We start from the raw sequence: 19,050 nt of genomic DNA, 5'->3' as shown, positions 1-19,050 counted from the left end.
CTTTCCTTATTGGTTGACGCGTTTCCAACGTCCATTTTCCATTCCGAGTAAATACTTCATACCGCCGATAAAGTTGGCGAGATGACCAATGACGATGTAGCTAATCAGCTTAAAAGGTTTAATTGTGTTAAGTGCTGGCATCAAGTAAGTGATAAGCGCGATGCTATAAATACCAACTTGTGCGGACAGCATTACTTGAAACAGCGGATTGTGTGCCAGTAGTAGTGAGCAAATAAAGCAAACAATCATCAAATAGGGTGTTGCTAAGCGCAGAACCTTTCCCGATAGAAAAGCAAAGGCAGTGCCACGATAACGAGGTAGCAGTAATTTCTTTAATTGCATGAGCTGCTGCATGTTACCCGCTGAAATTCTTAGGCGCCGCTTGAAATCTGCGTTGTCTGAGCTCTGTTCTAGTTCAAGAGCCAGCATGTTTGGCTCGTAAATAGCGCTATAGCCTCGCAAAACGATTCTCATAGGGAGAATAAAGTCGTCATTAATGGTGCTAACTTCCAGTGGTTCAAATAAGTGAGTTCTGAAAGTGTAAAACGCACCGTGGGAACCAATCGTTGAACCTAACAAAGATTCTTGGTGCTTTACTCGAGACTGGTATTGCCAATACGCCGCTTCACCTTGGTTATCAGTGCTCATTATTTGATATGTTGCGTTAACCACTCCAACGTTCTCATTTTGATAATGCTGACTAGCTAGCAATAGAGAATCGCAAGAAATCAATGCCGACGTGTCACTCAGTGCGGTAATGTCCGAGCTAACATGACGCATTTCTTCGTTGAGTAGGGCAACTTTACCGCGATTGACTTGGTGATCATTAATAATGAACAGAGTATCAGAGCAGATTGCTTCTTGAATTGTCGCTTGAGCAATCTCGGCTGTGTTATCTGTGCAGCCATCACATGCGATCACTACTCTTAATTTATCCCTCGGGTAGTCTAGGCTCGCAAGGTTACGGATCTTCTCTGCTATCCATTGTTCTTCATTGTAGGCGGGCACGATGACAGTAATAGAGGGTAGCTGGCTGTCTGTTTTGGAGGCTTTGTAAGCTCGCTCTACAAATGGTGCTTTGGTTTCGTCTTGCTGTTTTAAAGGAAGCCACTTAAGGAGCAGTGGGTACCCAACGTGATGATAGACAATCAAAAACGCGGATAAACCAAACCCTATAATCCAAAGTAAATCATTCATAGCTAGCCTCCTTGGCCAAACGTGAGTAGCGACTCACCATGTCTCTGATATCAAAGTGTTTGAGAATAAAAGTTCGAGGAGAGCGGTGTGATGATTCCAGTTGCTGTGATAACGCTTCGGCCAACGAAAACACGCGATTTGCTTCAACCAGTGTGCTGTTGTTCGGACAGAGCGTCTCTTTCACGCCGCCAACATCCGTCGCGACGCAAGGAATGTCACATGCTTGAGCCTCGAGGGTTGAGAGAGGAAATCCCTCTTGAAGTGATGGTAAGCAAAACAAGTCTAGGCTTTGGTAAAAGCTGGGCATATCGTCGACCAAGCCTAAAAAGGTTACTCGATCTTCAAGTTTTAACGTTCTAACTTGTGCTTCCAATTGAGCTCGCTGAGAACCATCTCCAGCAATGGCTAGGTGTGTGTTTGGCGTAAGATGAGAGAATGCTTCGATAAGCACTTTATGGCCTTTAACTGCTTCTAGACGCCCGGCAACGCCAATCACGATTTTGTCGGTTGGAAGTTCAAACAAGTGTCTTGTTGCCGTTTGGTCACCGCTTTTAAACTTCTGACAGTCAATCCCGTTATGGATAGTACAAACTTTGCGATACTTTAACTTAGTCTGTATTTGATGGGCGACAAAGTTAGCATCGGCAACTACTTGCGGGCGAATCATTTTTAGCAGTAGGGACTGCAGTCGAGCTGATTTTTTGTTATTAAGGTGCCATGCGTCGTGCTCGGTATGAATCACTACAGGTACGTGCGCTAAACGTGCAGCAATACCACCATACAGAAGTGGGCCGATATGATGGGTGTGGACCACGTCAGGCTTAAGTCCTTTGAGCATGGAAGTCAGCGTACTGATGGTTTTTCCGCTGAATCCAGGTTTCTTATTAAGAAAGTGCAGTTGGCCTTGGTAGGGCAATAGTTTTTGCCAGCCTTGTAGTGCATGTTCTTTGCTTCCTTCTAAGCTCACGACAAAAACGGAATGGTTTGGCTGCGCAAAACGAAGCATTTCTAGTACGAGCGTTTCTAAACCACCAGGAGCTAAGTGTTGCACGACGTGTAATATCACTTTTTTGCTGTGCTTAGTGTTATTGTGTTTTTGTCTGAATTCCATTTTCAAACCCTCGTTGAGTTCTTTGTTTATTTAGGAGTTGCAGACTGCGTGCCAAAAAATTAATCATTTAAAAACAATAGGTTAACATTGATGCTTGTGAGGCTTTATGTTTATTCTCAATTTGAGATTCATATTAGTGGACATGCTATGAGGCTGTATAAGGCAGTAGTAAAAGAAAAGCACTCGCCGACCGAGTGCTTGTAAATGAGTTCTTATGGCGGTTAGTTTCCGTACACTACGTTAGGTAAAGTGGTGATGACAGGAACACCAAGGTGTTTTTCTAATGCTCTTTTAGAGCGGATAGAGTTATCGGCTAACTCTAGTATCGTCGCTAATCCAATGCCTAAACCAGCGCCACCAATAAATCCTAAAATGACAAATACAAAACTAGGTAAGTTAGTTGGAATCGTTGGCGTGAACGGTTCATCAATGATTTTTACGCGCTTATTCTCTTCAAACTCTCCCAAAGAACCCGTTAGTTGGGCCATCTCATAGCGTTCGACGAGTTCATCATACATTTCTCTCTTCACTGCGACGTCACGAGCTAAGCGGTTGATTTCTGTCGCTGTGCTCCCAAATTGGTGCGCATTTCGCTCTAATTCTTGGATCATGTCTCGCAAGCTGTTGGTTTCTTCCGTAAGTGCTTCAAAACGTCCGCGCATCATTTGTAATTGATGTAGTTGGGAGACAAGTAGAGGCTGTGCTTCGCCAAGACTGTTTACTGTGGTATTGCTCGCGATATCCCATAGTTGAGCACTGTTTAGTTCTGGTTGTTTAGAGTTCAAGAGTACCGAGCGTTCCTGCTCCAACCGGTTTAATTCTCGCAACTTACCTTGCACTAAACTATGCGCCTCTGTGTATTTAGCGCGAAGCAGGGTAAGTTCACTACGAATGTCGATGATTTGCTCTTCCAGTTTACCGATAACCGGGTTCGTTTTGGATAGTTGTTGATCCAAACTGCCTAGACTTCGTGAAACACCAGCAAGCTCCGCCTCCTTTTCGGCTAGCGTTTGTTTGAGGCTAGCAAGGCGAGTAAGGCTTTGAGCTTGCATTTCGGGCGTCGCGTCTGAGTAAGTATTTTTATATTCTGCAAAGGCTTGCTCTGCCTTGTCTAGTTCTTCCCTGCGTTTGTTGATGTGGATAGTCAAAAAATGGCTCGAATCTTTAATCGAAGAACGCTCAGGAGCCAAAAGCTGTTCGACAAAATGCTCTCTGACAGAGAGCAGCATCGACTCCATTCCTTCTGATTTACCACTTTGCAATTGAATTTGAATGAAGTCTTTACCGAGTGGCTGAACAGACAGGCGCGACGCAAGATCTTTTATGATGAACTCTTGCTCTTTTGCACTCATCTCGTCATTGATCAGCGATTGTTCTTTTGCGACAGAATACAAAACGTGTCGGCTTTTTAGCAGAGTACTGAGTGCGCTCAATCGGTCTTTAAGCATTGTTGAGACGGCAAGATCTTGAAGGAACGGGTTCATTTTCGCTGTCTCTTGAATAAGCATGCTGGTATGAGCAACATAAGTCGTCGGAACCAGCTTACTTACGATGAAACCCAGCACCGGTAAGACAAGCATTGGTATAACGATCATGTAACGACGTCGCCAAGCGCCATGTAGTAATACACTAAGGTTCTCTCTCAAATCGTTCATAGCGTCCTCACTAATTTCTCAACTTGGTTGGCTCTTGCTTCCCAGCTTTGCTGTTGAACATATTGCTTTGAGTTTGCCGGGGGTGGTATCAGGTGATCGAGACTGGCGCATACATCTTCGACATTTTGAACTATGTGGAGCATATGCTTGTACTGCATTAATGCAGGAAACGACGTGCTAATAACGGGGGTTCCCGTTGCCAAATACTCAAGAAGCTTGAGGGGGTTACACGCTTTGATTTGAGCGTTATTAACAAAGGGCAACCAGCTTGCGTCCCAGTGTTGAGAGTAGCTTGGCAAAGTGTGATGAGCTCTTGGGCCGAGATAGTAAACGTTACTTCTTTGAGGTAGCGGATTGTCACTGAGTTCGTTGGGGCCGATGAAAACCAGATCCCAGTCAGGTGCTTGGTCTGCGACTTGGGCAATTAAGTCGTAATCTAACCATTCAGACAAACTACCATAAAAGCCCAGCACTTTGCGGCCGTTGTCAGGCAAGTCTTTGGCCTTCGGTGCTGGCTCAGAAAACAGACTAACGTTGACACCATGAGGCAAAGTGACGGTTTTATGTGATGGAAACTTGGTGGAGAGCGTATCGCTTGCCGTAAAGATAACGTTGGCCGCATTAACAAGAGTACGTTCGTGCTTTGTTACCGTGTCGTGGTCAACACCAGCTAAAGCGCTAAAGTCATCGCCACAATAGTAAATCAGTCCACGTGGGTTCATTTCTGCACAAACATCGGCAGCAGTCGGGAGCGACGTCCAAAATACAGGCTTATCAAAACCAAGAGCTTGTAATTGTTTGTTGAGTTGGTGTTTCATCATCTTAGCGGCCACTTTTCTTGCTAATGCAGAATTAGGGGCAGGAATGGTGAGCAAGTTGATGATGTGAATGTTTGGGTTTGTTTCAGAGTCCAATGTTGGCTTGTGTGAGCCTACGTTATGAAATACACGAGTGAGTTTGTTTAACGCACGCTGTATGTCTTTAGAATCCAGCTTAGGTTGACGAAGGCCAATGGAGTTCACCCAAAGGATTCGATGGTTCGCTGCTAGTCGCTTGACAATATGCTGAGTGGAAGAGGGTAACCCACCAAAATCTTCTCCAAATACTACGATGTCCGTCATGTGGCTCTCCTTGAGTCTTGGTTATTTGATTACTAATTAAGTGAGTAATCACAATGCGTGCCAAGGAATTAGCCATTTTAAAACAGTGAGTTATGGGTTTTGTTTATGTTTGAAACTAGGATTTCTCATTTTGACAGTCACTTTGAACAATTCGGCTAACGACAACTGTTAATGCCGCTAGAATGTAAATTGGCCAAGTGAAACCTTGAGTCAGAAACGTACCTGATACGATGGTACCGATAAGCCCACTTAACACGGCGTTTGCACCAACAGAGAGGGTGTAATCTGATTTTGGTGTCAACAATGAGATGGAATGCAAAGAGGTGCGGATCAATGACACAATTAAAGTAATGAACACCGCGAGCCCGACAAAACCCGTTTCTGCTAACACGCCAAACCAAGTGCTATGGACGGCGTGGTTGATACCATCCCAGTGTGGGCTGTAGAAATAGTAATTAAAGTAGAAGTTATCTAGACCTACGCCAGTCAACGGGTGATGCAGCGCCATTTTAAATGCCGCTTCCCACGCATAAAGTCGCCCCATCGCAGAGGCATCTATACCATCCTCAGCGGCTCCCCCCGATTCTCGTCCTGAAATACCAGCGAATGCGTAGAGTACGATCGCTGCGATAGCGCCTAATACCAAGACTAATGTTTTGCTTTTGATGTGTTTAAAAGCAAAGTAGGCAAATACAGACAGTGAACCTAGTAACCCCCCGCGGCTCTGCGTCTCAATGATCGCAAAGAACAAAACCAAACAGGTGATAAGGGCAAAGAGCCTGAGATGCTTGGGGGAATGCTTCTCCATCAATTGACTAACGGTAAAGGCAAGGGGAAACATCAGCACTAGTGCCAAATCGTTAGGATCGCCAAGTACTGAACCTATGGATCGTCCTATCGACACGCGCGTCCCTTCAACCAAATCAATGCCATTCGCAGCGTTTTGTAATGCCACTAAGCCAATCAATAATCCGGCGAAAATAATTGCTTTTGACATCTGTGCGAGCTGTGAAGGTTTAGTAATAAGCCAGGTGATGGCCAACGTCATAATGATGATTTTCCAATAGGTGTTTTTGAACACCGTTATTGCGATATCACGACTGGAAGCGAATATGATTCCGATGATCACCAGACCCCAAAATATACACAGCCACTTTAATGAAGGGTGCCAAAAAGCTGTAATCTGGCGGCTTATAAGAAGGTGAAAAGCGAGTGCGGCGAGTGCCCCCAATGATAACAGTAATGGGATCTTGAAGTTATAGATAACAGGAAAGGCTTCGTGAATACGAAAGAATGAAAAAATAACGAACAGTGTGACAAGCCAAAACGTTTGATTGAGAACAAACAGTAACGCGAGTGGTGCGAAACACAACGCAACAATCAAAATGGGATGAGGCATAACAATCCAAAGCAGGCCGATACAGACTGTAATCGTCAGTGCTGCGATGGACTGTTTTGTTCTCACCTTGGTTTCATTCATAACGAGTATCTCTTCACCTGTCCACGCCGTTTCACTATGTATCGAGTGAGAGCATTGAGCGTCTCTTTACTCATGTAGCGAGTGGCTATCCCTGCCAGCAAACTGCATGTCAAAATGCAAATTGCGATGGCGATTCCTATTGATTGTGAAGAGTGAAGCAGGAACAGTGCCACACCGGATATAATCTGTAATAAAACCATCAGACTGAGGTGAAAAGGCAACGTCATACATTGTTGGCCTACTACATAAGTCAGGCCCAACTTACACAGTTGTGCGTAATAAAGCGCAATGAACACCCCATAAATACCCAGAGAAGATAAGCCAAACAGCAAAGCAATCGCAACGCACGCAGAGACGACATTTATACCCAGTAGCCAGCGAGTACGACGCTTGTACAAAATGGAGATGTTAATCAACTCACTCCATTCTTTTAACATGGCGATAGGTAGCAAGAATAAGCTGAATAGTACCGCCTCATGATAGGTTTCTGGCAGTAAGTAGGTGATCATCACCATTGCTAATGTGCCGACCACTACACTCAAACCTGTAATGTAAATCATACCTAAGTGTGTGATGCGCACTGCTTCAGTGCTCTTGCGCCCTTCTAAGTAGTTAAATCGACGTGGCATCCACCACATGCCAAACGGCTGCACTAAAATACACATGCCCACTGCAAATTTTACCGCTATCGCGTAAATCCCTAACGTCGCAAGAGAAGTGTTGGCACCAATGAACCAGCGTTCAGCGCCATTGAGACAAAATGCTACTAAACCGGCCATCATCATTGGTAGGCAGTAGTTTAGGTATTGTTTTGCCAATGTCAGCTTAGGAAGGGTGACATTGTAACGGTTAATGATGTGCAGCCAAACAAATTGAGTAATAGCAGCCAACAAGCCCCCCCACAAAACAGAAATAACATGGGGATGAACAGACAGCGCCGCGACGATAAAAATGACCTGAAAAATGGTGGTAGTGACCATGACGTTAAGCAGTGTTCTTGCTTTGTCGTCTTGTGTTCTTAACCAGGCAGTGCCGATTGCAATACTGCCTTCTAGAACGATGGCAAACATAACAATAGCAAATTCGACTCGCGCAAAAGGCGCGGGAATGGGGGCGATTAAAATGATAGTGAGCAAGCTAAGAGCGACGACGCCAGCGATGAGTAAAGCAAGTGAGTACAGCTGGTTTAGTAGGCTTGTGCGCGTATTTTGATCCTTTTCAACGCCGACGAATCGATAAAGCGCTTCATGCAAAGCGAAACTGACAAACAAGGTCGTAACAACACCAAAGGTTGTTAGAAGCTCAAGCTTGCCCATTTGTTCTGGTGAGAGAAAGTGGGGCAATACAGGCAGCATGATTAGGCTGATGCTTTTATTGATCACTAAGGCGATAGCAAATAGCGTCATGTTGGTCATTGCTTTAGACATGATCATATCCTTTGATGTCTCGCGGTGTCTTGAGTGTGCAATCATTGTTGGTAGCAATTTCGGCAGCAAGGTGCTGGGCGATTGGCAAATAACAACGTTCGGCTGTGTATAGTTGAGAAACATTAAGTGCTTCGATACCCATCGTTACTTTCATCCACGGCGATTCATTCAAAAGGCGAATTGCGTTGTGTAGCGAAGCCACATTGTTAGGCGTGTATTTAATACAATTTCGGCCGTGAGTTAACACGCGGTCCCAATAACTATCATCATGTGGAATGACGACACACATACCTGCAGCGAGAGCCTCCAAAATAGATAACCCAAAAGGTTCGTTGATACTGGTGGAAACAAACACACCACACTGTGAACGCAATTCATCTAAGTTGTTTGGGCACTCATGCCATTCAACACCTTGTGTGTTGAAGTCCGGTGTTGAATATTCCACACCTGCCACGTTAGGTTTGATGTAACACACGGTGGATTTGATCTTTTTCGACTCATCAAGTGTTAAAGCATCAAGCAAAAGATCGATGTTCTTCCATTTTAGTAAGCTAGCTGCCCAGAAAACGCGGCTTGAAATCGGATTCGCTTGTTTTGGCCAGCGATCTTTCGATAATCCATTAACAAACGTAGATGTATTCAAACCACACCAATAGCGTTCGGTGGCTGGCTTCTCTGTTTTGAGGTAGGCCTGTAATGCTTCTACCATTGATTCGCGGGTGTTTGCCAAGTAGTAAATTGCCGATGCTTTTACTAAGCAGTAGCCAGCAGATCTCGATCGTCCAATAGGGCCATGAACCATCTGTACCACAGGCTTTTTGCTAATTAATCGTAGTAAGTACAAAGGCATATCATTACTTGGGCAAGATAGGCCCAAAAAGCTATCTATTTTTGGCAGCTTCATGCACGCGTAGAGAAGTTGGAGAAAGTAGTAAGCGTTCATCAACCAGTAGGTCAGGCCATGAGTCGAGTTAAATGGTGATGGTTTTATTTTTATAACTTGCACACGCGGTGTATCACTAAGCAGTGACGCCCAATGCTCTGGATTTGTAGTGAGTAGATAACCAATCACGTTCAGCTTATCGCACTGCTTAAGGAGCTCTGCATTCGCGATTTTGGATCCACCTTGCATTGGGATGGCGTCGAACATCAATACACGTTTCATGACCGGGCTCCTCAATTGATGCTCAACCAGCGTGAAAGAGGCTTCATGCAGTGAGTCATTGGCATTGGTGTAATGGCGTTGTTATTAAGTTCACCTTCGTAAATACGTTCAATAGCGTTGATAGATGCAGTCGTCGTTAAGTTCTGGCTAGCATGTAGGTAAGCGTTTTCCGCCAGCTTGTTTCTTAATGCCGCGTCTTGCATGACTTGTTGAATCGCGTTTAACAGGCTCGCCATTCCACTGTTCTGGTACAGCAATGCAGAGTGATTATGCTCGAACAACTCAGGAATGCCTCCCGTTTTAGGAGCCACGATAGGCAGTTGAGCTAAAGCCGCTTCCCCGAGCACGAGACCAAAGGCCTCTTCATAGGCGCCGCTAATAAAAGCGTCTGCATTACCACACATCCACTCTCCGGCATTGTGTTGCTCCCCGACAAAGTGCACTCGCTCTTGGATACCAAGATCCGCGGCAAGCTGTTGCAATGCTTCTCTTTCTTCGCCGTCACCAACAATAACAAGGTGAGGGTTGTGGTGGTGGTAGTTGTGCATGCGCATTGCGCGAATAAGGCGGTCGAACCCTTTGCGCTTAATCAGCGAACCCACCGACAGAAAGGTAAAGGCCTGTGATGGGATTCCGAGTCGATCTTTAATGTCGATGGGTGTATCCACGCCTTGAAGTGACACGCCGTTGTGTACGACATGAAGTTGGTTTTGCGGGTAGCCGTCCTGAAGAATTTCGCGTCCAACATCTTTGCTAACGCAAATCAATTTTGGAGAGAGGTGAAGTCCGAGAGAGAAGCGATCGCGCAATGTATAATGGCAATGAAGTTGCGTGACAAGTGGTATATGATTCATGCGAGCAGCCAAACACATCCATTGACAAGGGCCGCCGCTATTGACGTGTACCAAGTCGATGCTGTGCTTTTCGATCAAAGCTGAGCCTTGTTTGATAAGGCTATTCCACCCGCTAATATCCCAGCGTGGAGCGCTCCAACCACCAACCAAATTGAAGGATGAATGTTCCGCTTCAATTCCGAGCGAATGGCACTTATCGATTAATGGTTGGCAGTTTGACCATACGAATGGCTCAAACTTATTGCGGTCGATTCCTGAAATGAGATCCAGAAGCACCACTTCACTGCCGCGAATCCAATTATCACCATAATGAACATATAGAATGCGTTTTGGCGTAGTCATAAGTCACCTCTGTCTCATCATTAATCTGCGTTAACTGCTGAGCTGCAATAGAGATGCCAAAATATGCTATTAGTTTATGTGATTGAATCTTATATGATATTTATGTTTGGAACTCATCATTCTCATATTGAGAACCAATATGGATTAGTGATCCGTTTCAATTTGATATTTTTGTAGCAATACGGGAATCACACTTTGCGCTGAGAAATCATCAATGATGGTTTGTCGAGCATTCTGGCGAATGAGTGATTGTTGCGCTTCACCAATCGACATCCAGTCATGAAGACATTTAGCAAGAGAGGGAATGTCTTCGACGATAAAACCATTTTTACCCGTTTGGATAATATCTGGAAGACGACCTACACGTAAGCTCATCACGGCAATGCCTCTCGACATGGCTTCAAGCGCCGCCATTGGAAGACCCTCATAACGAGAAGAAATGATAAGTACACTGATATTTTCCCAAACACCTTCCATATCGGTTTGATGGCCGAAGAAAGTCACATTTGAAGGGGCAGTTTGATTAAGCGACTCTTTTTCCGGGCCATCACCGTACACACTAAACTGTAATGTTGGACAGAGCCTCGCTACCTCAATAAATTGATCGGCGCCTTTTTCCTGACTCAATCGGCCGACAAAAGCGATCTCCTGATAGTTGAGTTGACTGTTGGGAATCGAAACAAAGTTATTCAGCAGTTCTGAAGAACAAAAAACTTTGCGCTGAATACTTGGACTGACAGCAAAGCAATGGTCAGATAGGCTGCCGGAGCTTCTATCAAGCCAATCGTATAGCCATAGTTTCCCTGAGGACGATTCACCAGCATGATAAGTTGAAATCAAACGAGGAAACGTACGGGTGAGCAGTTTGGCGCAGCGCGACAAAATCGACGCTTTATAACCATGGGAGTGAACCACTGAGGGTTGGTGATTGGCGACGGCGCTTGTTAGGTGTTTAATTTTTAAAGCTTTATTGGGCTCGCCAGACAAATAGTTTAAGTAACTCACAGGGATCGCGGCTTCTTTTGCCTTCTGTACAATCTGAGCGGCTGGCGAATACTCAGTGGTTAGCACAACTCGAGCTTTGTTTCCAAAGGCGATTAATCCCCGAGCTAGCTCGATAACGTGACTTTCAATGCCGCCGAATAGACGGCTATCAAGCAAGATCCAAATTTCACCAATGGCAGGTTTATCAAGATTGTTCGAGATTAATTTCATCCGCTTCCCACGCTTGTTTTTTTCGGTAAACCGTAGATGGGCTTAACTCCAGCATGACAGCGGCGTTGAGGACGTTGCCATCACAGTACGCGATTGCGTTTTGAATTGCTTCACGCTCTACTTGCCACATAGGACGAATGGTTCCATCAGAGTTAAAGTACGGTGAGGTAGCAGCAGAGGACGGTGTACCAGGCAGCTCCGCTGCGGTAATCGACGGTTCGACCGCAGAAGGTGAAGGTTCCTCAGTATAAACAGGTGGTGGTGTGATTGGTGCAATGTTTGCTGACTCTTGAGCAACATGCGCAGGCGTCGTTGTTTTCGTCACTTTAGACTTTTTAGTAAGTTGAGCGGGTAGGTGGCTCACCGTGACTTTTTCGTCGTTATTAAGCACCACAATGTTACGTATGATGTTTTGTAGTTGCCTTACATTACCCGGCCATTCGTAATGCTTGATGATATGTTGAGCTTCGCTGTCGATTGTTGAGAATTTCTTTTTGTCCTGTTTGGCGTAAGTGGTCAAGAAGTGCCTGGCAAGCGTGACAATGTCACTTCCTCGTTCACGTAATGGGGGCATATCGATAGGTATAACGTGCACACGGTAGTATAAGTCTTCACGAAAACGACCTTCTTCTACCTCTGTTAATGGATCTCGGTTAGTGGCACAAATGATTCTCACATCCACTTTCATTTCTCGAGTGCCACCAAGAGGGGTGTAAGTGCCCGTTTGTAGAAAGCGGAGCAACTTCTTTTGCATCTCTAGTTCCATTTCACACAGCTCATCAAGAAAAAGCGTGCCACCATGTGCCAGCGTCGCCGCACCTTTTCGATCTGTTGTTGCTCCAGTAAAGGCCCCTTTAACGTGACCAAAAATCTCACTTTCCATCAAATCTCGTGGAATAGCCCCACAGTTAATTGCAATAAAAGGCTTGTCTTTACGGTCGCTCTGGCGGTGGATGGCTTCAGCACAAACTTCTTTACCTGTGCCGCTTTCTCCCACAATAAACACACTGGCAGAAGTTGGCGCAACAGCATCAATGGTCTTGTATACCGCCTGCATCGGGAGGCTTGAACCGATGAATCCGTGATAGTTGTGGCGATCAAACTTGGACTGAATATTTTCCACCAAATCTTCCAATTTGGCGCGTTTGAGGTGCAATGCGACTGATGTTTTTAGGCGATCAGCGTTTATGGGCTTTTCTAAGAAATCTTCCGCACCTTTTTGAATTAGATTAACGGCTAAGTCGACGCTGCCGTGTGCCGTAGCAATAATAACGGACGTAGGAATGTCATTCTGGTTGATCCAATCCAACACGTCTTCGCCAGACATGTCGGGCAGTTTCAAATCGAGAATGATGAGCTGAGGTTTGCTTCTTTCAATAAATTGAATCGCTTCGCGACCTGTCTCGACATGAAAAATGTCATAAGGTTCGTCTTTCACATACTGCTTATAAAGTATGGCTAGTGAAGTAGAGTCCTCTACCAGTAACACCCTTGGTCTCATAGTCCCATCCCAACGTAGTTTGTTTCATTTTTTATGATTTTTGTCAGCACTACTATTTGGCGTTATGAGTGGTTTATTGCTCTCTAGTGCTGAAAATTCTCAATTTGAGAAAAGCGTTATTTAAGTATTAGCACAAGGTAGGAAATTTGCGAAAAATCCATACTTTTTAATTGATTAAGTTATGCCCAAATAACTTCAAGGTGTGTGGCTTGGCGAGGGTGACTGAATTTGGAGCCTAAATTTCTGAGATGATGTAGGCATCGCGCTTTATCAAACGCGATGCTTCGCTAGGGAGTAAGACACTGATACTACTCAAACCCTTGAGCTTTTCGCTTTTCTAACGCATCAAACGATTCATTGGCGAGTTGAGGAAGTGTTTCACAAAGCTCCAATGCTTTTGGTATTTTTCCTTCGACACAGTACTTCTCAATCATTCTTGCTTGTCTTGAAAGCGTTCGATTGCCTAGAGCGAGAGCAGAACTGCCCAGTGTGTGAACCTCGAACTCTAATGTTTGAAGGTCTTTTGTGCTTAATGCTTGCTCTATTTTCTCCATGCGATCGCGTGACTCTTCGACATAGTGATCAATCAAGGTAGGGATGATTTCGGCGCACGTATCTTTGATCATTTGCTGAAGAATATGCTCATCCACTAATTCTTGCTCGATAGTCAATGTGTTATTTATCGTCATAATAGCGCTCCCTATAACATAAACAGTTCGCTTTTTTTAATTTGCTGAGACAGTTTTTCTTTCCACTTTTTTGGTAAGAAACGCAGCTTGGAAACTTGGCGGATTAACTCATCTTTCAGGCTTGGAGTGTGCTTCATGTTCAGTACAGAACCAATCAAGTTCGCATCGCTAGCATCGAGTAGCTTTTTGGCTTGCTCGAGCTGGGTTGCAGTCGTAGAACCATAATGCGCTACTAACAAAGTAGCATCACATACGCCAGCAATCACTTGAGGCGCAATATTGCTTCGGTTGACACTGAGAAGTGGTGATGTATCTATCACGACGCGCTCGTACTGCGTTAACCATTGTGCAATGTTTCGTTTCAGCATTGTTGGGTCTCGGTACGCTAACTGAGTGCTGGCGAGAGATGGAGCAGGGAGGCCGACTAAAGTTTGATGTGTATTCTCTCGTGTGATCAAATGGCCAACCTTCTCGTCATCATCAAAGTCGTGAACAGTGTGATAAGCGGGTTTGAATAAGTTAAGGTCTACATACAAAGTATTGTGGCCTGCTAAAACCAAGCGCTCTGCAAGAGATGACGCCACGGAAGTGACACCATCTTCAGATTTACAACCCACAACACAAATCGTTTTGTGGCCTTTCTGTTCACTCTGAAGATAAATTTGCTCAATCTCAGCGTGAGTTGCAGGAATAGTCATTACAACGCTCCTATTAACACGATGGTTGTGGTGATTTGTAAAATATCTCTTAATCCGGCCCTCGCTTTTTCAACAAAGCTTTCGTCTTTATGGGGAATGTAAATCGTGTCGCCTGCGCGAATGACTGGCAGCTCATAAATGTTGGCTGTTTTACTAAAGTTCACCAAATCAAATGTTCGGGCTTGGCCCTGGCAGCAAGACATATTGACCACACTGATCTTTTCAAGGTAGGCATTGTCAGTTGGTCCTCCTGCTTCCGCTAACAGATCAAGCACAGTCATGTTGTCATTGAATACGTATCGCCCTGGGTCTCTTACTTCACCTAATACGCGTACCGTGGACTCTTTTGAACGATCTAACCAGTTTTTGTTTTTTTCTGGAATGTAAATGGTATCACCAGGACGAACGTGGGGCAGAATTGATTCATCACCTGTTTCAAAGTACATCGATAAATTCAATTTACTCACTTTGGCATAACCTAGGCCTCGGTGTGTGACACGGATGTTGTGAATATCTGCATCCATTGTCGGTCCATCGGCGGCAGACAAAATATCCAGAAAATGCATATCTTCAGTGAAACGATAGCGCCCAGGTGCATTGATTTGCCCGAAAACGTATATCGATGCGTCAGAGCTTTGGCTTACCCATTGCGATTTATTATCGGATGGGTCGTCAGGCAAAGCATGTACCCTTACGACTGTACCAGCGTAAACTCGAGGTAGGCTTGATGTTGGTGAGCCATCCAGAATGTATTGGTCTAAGTCAAATTGTGTCATTTGACCGTTATTGGCGACTTCAATTTTGGTGGTATCAGCTCGTCGAGTTGGGCCACCAACGTGTGCAAGCAGATCAATCAAATCCATTTCGTCTGACCACTCGATGCGTCCAGGGCGAACAACTTCTCCCATCACTGCGACCGCTCTACTAGGTGCTACTTTTAACCAAGACTTCTCATTGAAATCGGTTTTCTCCGGCACGAAAATCGCATCTCCTGGTCCAACATTTGGTGGTCTGGCTGAAGATAGTCCTTCTGTATGCGCGGTAAGATCGAATTTGATGACTTTGCCATCGGCTTTTATAACGCGAATTTGGCGAGATTCTGCGTAGCGAGTGGGCCCGCCAGCGTTGGCGAGGATATCCATGAAGCTAGCGCCTTGCTTGCCTTCGTATGCCCCAGGATGGGCGACTTCACCCATCACGTAAACCACATTTGCACCTGCTTTGATTTCTTCTTCCTGTTTTGGGACAAAGATGGTGGCACCTGGCAGGATCTCCGGCAGTAGGCTTTGGTCTCCAGTATCAAGGTACTTTTTCAGGTTAAACATGGTTGGGTTATTGTTTGTTATCACGCGAATTTGCTCAACACTGGCATATCGTGTCACGCCGCCAGCTCGCATTACGACATCAACTAGCGTGGTGTTTGGCTTGTATGAGAACGAGCCAGGTGCGTTGACTTCACCAAAGACTTTGATTGCACGAGCGGAATCTGCGCTGTCACCTGAATTCGCGAGTTTTGCTGCATCAAACTCTTGCTCAATATTCCCTACGAGTGGGGAAGCGGGGACAAATAAGACATCCAGTGATTCTAGTTTTGGCAGTTGGCTATTGTCACCCGTATCAAGGAAGCGTTTGTAGTCAAATTCAATGTTTTTATTTCCACGTTTCACGATCATTTTATCAAGCTGAGCCCCAGCGCGCAGGCCGCCAGCTTCGTACACAAACATTTGAATGTTGGACCCAAAAGGTAAGGTATATTCACCGGGTTTGACCACGTAGCCTTGAACGGACACTAACAACTGTTGCTGTTTAATAAAAACTCGAGCGTTGTTAACGTCACGATACACGGTCTTTAGCCTGTCGATAATCACGTCTTGGAGTTGTTGTTCATTGTAGCCGGCCACTAATACAGGGCCGACTTCTGGTAAATTAATTCGTCCACGACGATCAACCTGAAACCCTTGGTTTAACGACGCCTCTCCAGGTAAGTTAATCTGTATTAAATCACCGACCTTAACAGTATTGCTCTCATCCGCTATGGAAGAAGGTACCCACGCGACCAGACACAACAACATTAAGAGGATAAATGGTTTCATCGTGTTCATAGCGCGCCTCCTGCCGTTGGGTTGCGGTTTATTGAGGTATCGCTATCTGAATTAGGGCTAATAACCTCGATGCTTACTCGACGATTAGTTAAACGCACGGCGGATGTTTCACCTTCATAGAGTGGCAGGTTATCTCCGACAGATTTGGTAGTGACTCTCTCTGAAGTGATACCAAATACGGTTAGGTAACGCTTTACTTGTTCTGCACGCGCTTGAGCAAGTTTCTGGTTGTAATCGGGTGTTCCAGTTGCATCCGCATGCCCCGTTACTACAAGAGATAGGTTAGGGTGGTCACGTAAAATGTAGGCTGCTTCTGCCAAATGTCCCATGTACTTCGGGTTGATTTCTGCTGAATCGACAGCAAACTGGTTGTCGATATTAAGTAGTGCATAGATATCCGACACTATGTTTAGGTCGCTACGTAGTGCTTCAATATCATCGGGCGGTGTGCAAGTGGTTTGGCTCAGTACGTAGTCGAGTTGTTGTTCGAGCTGGTTTAAGCGTCGACGCTGAATCACAAGGTCGTTGGCAGCGTCGAGTAAAAGCCCACCTTCCAACTCGCGCGCAATTCTATTTTGTTTTTCAAGGGCCTGAACAACTGCCGCAGGAAAACACCAGCGCGCTCCCTCTTGGATTAGTGCGTCTAGATGTAACTTGGTCAGTTGCCAATCAAACCTTAACCCATGTTCTGGACCTAAAGGCTCGTCAGGCATCACAGGGGAAAACTGATAATTCTCGATCGAGATATCTTGATAGCTTTCCGCCAAGCCACCTTTTCCGTGTTCTGGGTAGTCAAACGACGAACAACCAAACATGCCGACAACAAGACCGCTTAATGCATATCGTCGTATAAGATTTACCATGCCAACCTCCGTTTAAACCGGTATTTTTAATGTCCTTTTGAGTTAACGGGAATGGCATGGTTGATACGAAGCAAGCTCATGATTTCTAAAGGTTGGCCTGATACGTTTTCAATACTCATGCTTCTTTCACGTTCAACTAGACGCTTATATAAGTAAACAATGGCACCAATCCCTGAAGAATCAAGAAATTGGACGTGCTGTAGGTTAATTTCGACTTCTTTGTGATGATTGTTGTGAATTACTTCATCAATGTGATGTTGTGCTTGTCGACAGCCGCTTGCGTCTAAGTCACCAAAAAACTCAATGGCTAACTTGTCTTGATTGATTTCTAGTTTGCGTAATTCCATGACTCTGTCTCCGTTTGTTTTTCTAATTGGATATAGAGCAGGTAACGTGCCAATTTTAAACTATTTAAAAATCAAAAGTTTAAGCGCTGTTGATGATGTTGTTCAATTTGAGAAAGGACTGATTCTCAAATTGAGAATCAAAAATGCACAGAGAAATGGTTTGCTTATAAGAGGTGTTGAACCTAAAGAAGTCATTAGAGCGGGGGATCTCGTCATGATTAGATTCCAACTCGATTGACGAACCATCCGCCTTAAGTGAATAACGTGTAACGACTAAATGCAAAACCTGTCTAAAGTTTATGATTATCTTTGCAAATTATTACTAATGTTGATTGTTATGAGTCGAAGAACAACTAGTAATAAATAGGTCATCGAGAGGACTTACGTTTCAATAAAGACGATTTTTTGTACAAGGTCTTCTTATGCCATTAAAAATGACATTAATTGCGCTGGCTGTTATGGCAGCGTCTTCACAGCTTCAAGCGGATACGTCTTTCGCACCACCAGTTTCTCTTGCACAAAGCTATCAGGATGGTATTGATGTGTCTGAATATTGGTATAGCGAAAAACTTGATGGTGTTCGCGCTTATTGGACTGGGCAACATCTCGTGACGAGAAATGGTAATCGAATCTACGCCCCAGATTGGTTTACAGGACCTTTGCCTGATTATCCGTTGGACGGTGAACTTTGGGCTGGGAGAGGTAACTTCCATCTTGTTCAGCAAACGGTATTAGATAAAACTCCTGTAGAGTCTGCTTGGCGACATATCGACTTTATGATCTTTGATATGCCATATTCCGCTGGTGATTATCGGAAGCGTTATTACAACATCAAAGATTTAGTGCTTGAAGTCGACCAGCCTCATATCAAATATGTCGAGCACCGAGCCATTCAAAATGAAGCTCATCTGTTTACACAGTTGGATAAAATTTCAATATCCGACGGTGAAGGGGTGATGTTGCGGAAGGTATCAAGCCGCTATCAGGCTGGACGCGGTAGTGATTTGCTTAAACTAAAACGATACGCAGATGATGAAGCGTTAGTTGTGGGTTATAAGCCAGGAACAGGGCGCTTATTAGGTATGATGGGAGCAATGTTAGTTCGCTTACCAAATGGCATTGAGTTTTACATCGGTAGCGGATTTACCGATGAAGTGCGTCGCCAGCCTCCGAAAATTGGTTCAACCATTACATTTAGATATAACGGTTTTACACATACTGGTAAACCACGTTTTGCTCGATTCTTGCGTGAAAGGTTGAAGGAATAGAACGCTCTGCACTTA

The 19,050-nt window shown here is 44.8% G+C and carries 16 protein-coding genes; 1 reads left to right on the top strand and 15 read right to left on the bottom strand.

Annotation, left to right across the window (positions count from 1 at the left end):
- Positions 1 to 6 precede the first annotated feature (6 nt).
- From J4N43_RS08115 to J4N43_RS08045, 15 genes are all read right to left on the bottom strand, one after another.
- Positions 7 to 1,197, bottom strand: coding sequence for a glycosyltransferase family 2 protein (locus tag J4N43_RS08115; protein ID WP_042522924.1), 1,191 nt, complete (start codon positions 1,195 to 1,197; stop codon positions 7 to 9).
- A complete protein-coding gene (locus J4N43_RS08110; protein WP_053350562.1) occupies positions 1,190 to 2,308 on the bottom strand; it encodes a glycosyltransferase in 1,119 nt (372 codons plus the stop codon). The genes J4N43_RS08115 and J4N43_RS08110 overlap by 8 nt, the downstream gene beginning before the upstream one ends.
- A 221-nt stretch (positions 2,309 to 2,529) precedes the next feature.
- Positions 2,530 to 3,963 carry a GumC family protein gene (locus tag J4N43_RS08105; protein ID WP_005377649.1) on the bottom strand — a complete coding sequence of 478 codons (1,434 nt, stop codon included), beginning with the start codon at positions 3,961 to 3,963 and terminating at the stop codon, positions 2,530 to 2,532.
- Positions 3,960 to 5,084: a glycosyltransferase gene (locus J4N43_RS08100; protein WP_053350561.1), complete on the bottom strand. Its 1,125-nt coding sequence runs from the start codon at positions 5,082 to 5,084 to the stop codon at positions 3,960 to 3,962. The genes J4N43_RS08105 and J4N43_RS08100 overlap by 4 nt, the downstream gene beginning before the upstream one ends.
- A 115-nt stretch (positions 5,085 to 5,199) precedes the next feature.
- Positions 5,200 to 6,564 (bottom strand): O-antigen ligase family protein, encoded by a 1,365-nt coding sequence (locus J4N43_RS08095; protein WP_005377645.1) that lies wholly within the window; start codon positions 6,562 to 6,564, stop codon positions 5,200 to 5,202.
- Positions 6,561 to 7,991: a lipopolysaccharide biosynthesis protein gene (locus J4N43_RS08090; RefSeq protein WP_186436821.1), complete on the bottom strand. Its 1,431-nt coding sequence runs from the start codon at positions 7,989 to 7,991 to the stop codon at positions 6,561 to 6,563. Before J4N43_RS08090 ends, J4N43_RS08095 begins: the two co-directional genes overlap by 4 nt.
- A complete protein-coding gene (locus J4N43_RS08085; RefSeq protein WP_017634933.1) occupies positions 7,984 to 9,156 on the bottom strand; it encodes a glycosyltransferase in 1,173 nt (390 codons plus the stop codon). The genes J4N43_RS08090 and J4N43_RS08085 overlap by 8 nt, the downstream gene beginning before the upstream one ends.
- An 11-nt stretch (positions 9,157 to 9,167) precedes the next feature.
- On the bottom strand, positions 9,168 to 10,352 hold the full coding sequence (locus J4N43_RS08080) for a glycosyltransferase (protein ID WP_053350559.1): 1,185 nt from the start codon (positions 10,350 to 10,352) through the stop codon (positions 9,168 to 9,170).
- 144 nt (positions 10,353 to 10,496) lie between these two features.
- On the bottom strand, positions 10,497 to 11,567 hold the full coding sequence (locus J4N43_RS08075; protein ID WP_033905256.1) for a glycosyltransferase family 4 protein: 1,071 nt from the start codon (positions 11,565 to 11,567) through the stop codon (positions 10,497 to 10,499).
- Positions 11,542 to 13,068, bottom strand: a complete 1,527-nt coding sequence (locus J4N43_RS08070; protein WP_252094100.1) for a sigma-54-dependent transcriptional regulator — start codon at positions 13,066 to 13,068, stop codon at positions 11,542 to 11,544. Before J4N43_RS08070 ends, J4N43_RS08075 begins: the two co-directional genes overlap by 26 nt.
- A gap of 308 nt (positions 13,069 to 13,376) precedes the next feature.
- On the bottom strand, positions 13,377 to 13,757 hold the full coding sequence (locus tag J4N43_RS08065; RefSeq protein WP_005377636.1) for an Hpt domain-containing protein: 381 nt from the start codon (positions 13,755 to 13,757) through the stop codon (positions 13,377 to 13,379).
- 11 nt (positions 13,758 to 13,768) lie between these two features.
- Positions 13,769 to 14,455 (bottom strand): AAA family ATPase, encoded by a 687-nt coding sequence (locus tag J4N43_RS08060; protein WP_033905258.1) that lies wholly within the window; start codon positions 14,453 to 14,455, stop codon positions 13,769 to 13,771.
- Complete coding sequence (locus J4N43_RS08055) at positions 14,455 to 16,557, bottom strand: SLBB domain-containing protein (protein WP_053350557.1); 2,103 nt, start codon at positions 16,555 to 16,557, stop codon at positions 14,455 to 14,457. The genes J4N43_RS08060 and J4N43_RS08055 overlap by 1 nt, the downstream gene beginning before the upstream one ends.
- A complete protein-coding gene (locus J4N43_RS08050; protein ID WP_053350556.1) occupies positions 16,554 to 17,420 on the bottom strand; it encodes an OmpA family protein in 867 nt (288 codons plus the stop codon). The genes J4N43_RS08055 and J4N43_RS08050 overlap by 4 nt, the downstream gene beginning before the upstream one ends.
- A 26-nt stretch (positions 17,421 to 17,446) precedes the next feature.
- Positions 17,447 to 17,767: an STAS domain-containing protein gene (locus J4N43_RS08045; protein WP_017634929.1), complete on the bottom strand. Its 321-nt coding sequence runs from the start codon at positions 17,765 to 17,767 to the stop codon at positions 17,447 to 17,449.
- Between the two features lie 422 nt (positions 17,768 to 18,189).
- Here J4N43_RS08045 and J4N43_RS08040 point away from each other — a divergent pair, with 422 nt between their 5' ends.
- A complete protein-coding gene (locus tag J4N43_RS08040; RefSeq protein WP_062730621.1) occupies positions 18,190 to 19,035 on the top strand; it encodes a DNA ligase in 846 nt (281 codons plus the stop codon).
- Positions 19,036 to 19,050: the final 15 nt, after the last annotated feature.

This window comes from Vibrio sp. SCSIO 43009 (genome assembly GCF_023716525.1).
Classification (GTDB): Bacteria; Pseudomonadota; Gammaproteobacteria; order Enterobacterales; family Vibrionaceae; genus Vibrio; species Vibrio alginolyticus.
This window is presented reverse-complemented; position numbering and strand designations above follow the sequence as displayed.

Bases quoted from the DNA above. Each gene is read 5' to 3' on its own strand.
- J4N43_RS08115 (WP_042522924.1), bottom strand. From the start codon at position 1,197: ATGAATGATTTACTTTGGATTATAGGGTTTGGTTTATCCGCGTTTTTG.
- J4N43_RS08110 (WP_053350562.1), bottom strand. From the start codon at position 2,308: ATGGAATTCAGACAAAAACACAATAACACTAAGCACAGCAAAAAAGTG.
- J4N43_RS08105 (WP_005377649.1), bottom strand. From the start codon at position 3,963: ATGAACGATTTGAGAGAGAACCTTAGTGTATTACTACATGGCGCTTGG.
- J4N43_RS08100 (WP_053350561.1), bottom strand. From the start codon at position 5,084: ATGACGGACATCGTAGTATTTGGAGAAGATTTTGGTGGGTTACCCTCT.
- J4N43_RS08095 (WP_005377645.1), bottom strand. From the start codon at position 6,564: ATGAATGAAACCAAGGTGAGAACAAAACAGTCCATCGCAGCACTGACG.
- J4N43_RS08090 (WP_186436821.1), bottom strand. From the start codon at position 7,991: ATGTCTAAAGCAATGACCAACATGACGCTATTTGCTATCGCCTTAGTG.
- J4N43_RS08085 (WP_017634933.1), bottom strand. From the start codon at position 9,156: ATGAAACGTGTATTGATGTTCGACGCCATCCCAATGCAAGGTGGATCC.
- J4N43_RS08080 (WP_053350559.1), bottom strand. From the start codon at position 10,352: ATGACTACGCCAAAACGCATTCTATATGTTCATTATGGTGATAATTGG.
- J4N43_RS08075 (WP_033905256.1), bottom strand. From the start codon at position 11,567: ATGAAATTAATCTCGAACAATCTTGATAAACCTGCCATTGGTGAAATT.
- J4N43_RS08070 (WP_252094100.1), bottom strand. From the start codon at position 13,068: ATGAGACCAAGGGTGTTACTGGTAGAGGACTCTACTTCACTAGCCATA.
- J4N43_RS08065 (WP_005377636.1), bottom strand. From the start codon at position 13,757: ATGACGATAAATAACACATTGACTATCGAGCAAGAATTAGTGGATGAG.
- J4N43_RS08060 (WP_033905258.1), bottom strand. From the start codon at position 14,455: ATGACTATTCCTGCAACTCACGCTGAGATTGAGCAAATTTATCTTCAG.
- J4N43_RS08055 (WP_053350557.1), bottom strand. From the start codon at position 16,557: ATGAACACGATGAAACCATTTATCCTCTTAATGTTGTTGTGTCTGGTC.
- J4N43_RS08050 (WP_053350556.1), bottom strand. From the start codon at position 17,420: ATGGTAAATCTTATACGACGATATGCATTAAGCGGTCTTGTTGTCGGC.
- J4N43_RS08045 (WP_017634929.1), bottom strand. From the start codon at position 17,767: ATGGAATTACGCAAACTAGAAATCAATCAAGACAAGTTAGCCATTGAG.
- J4N43_RS08040 (WP_062730621.1), top strand. From the start codon at position 18,190: ATGCCATTAAAAATGACATTAATTGCGCTGGCTGTTATGGCAGCGTCT.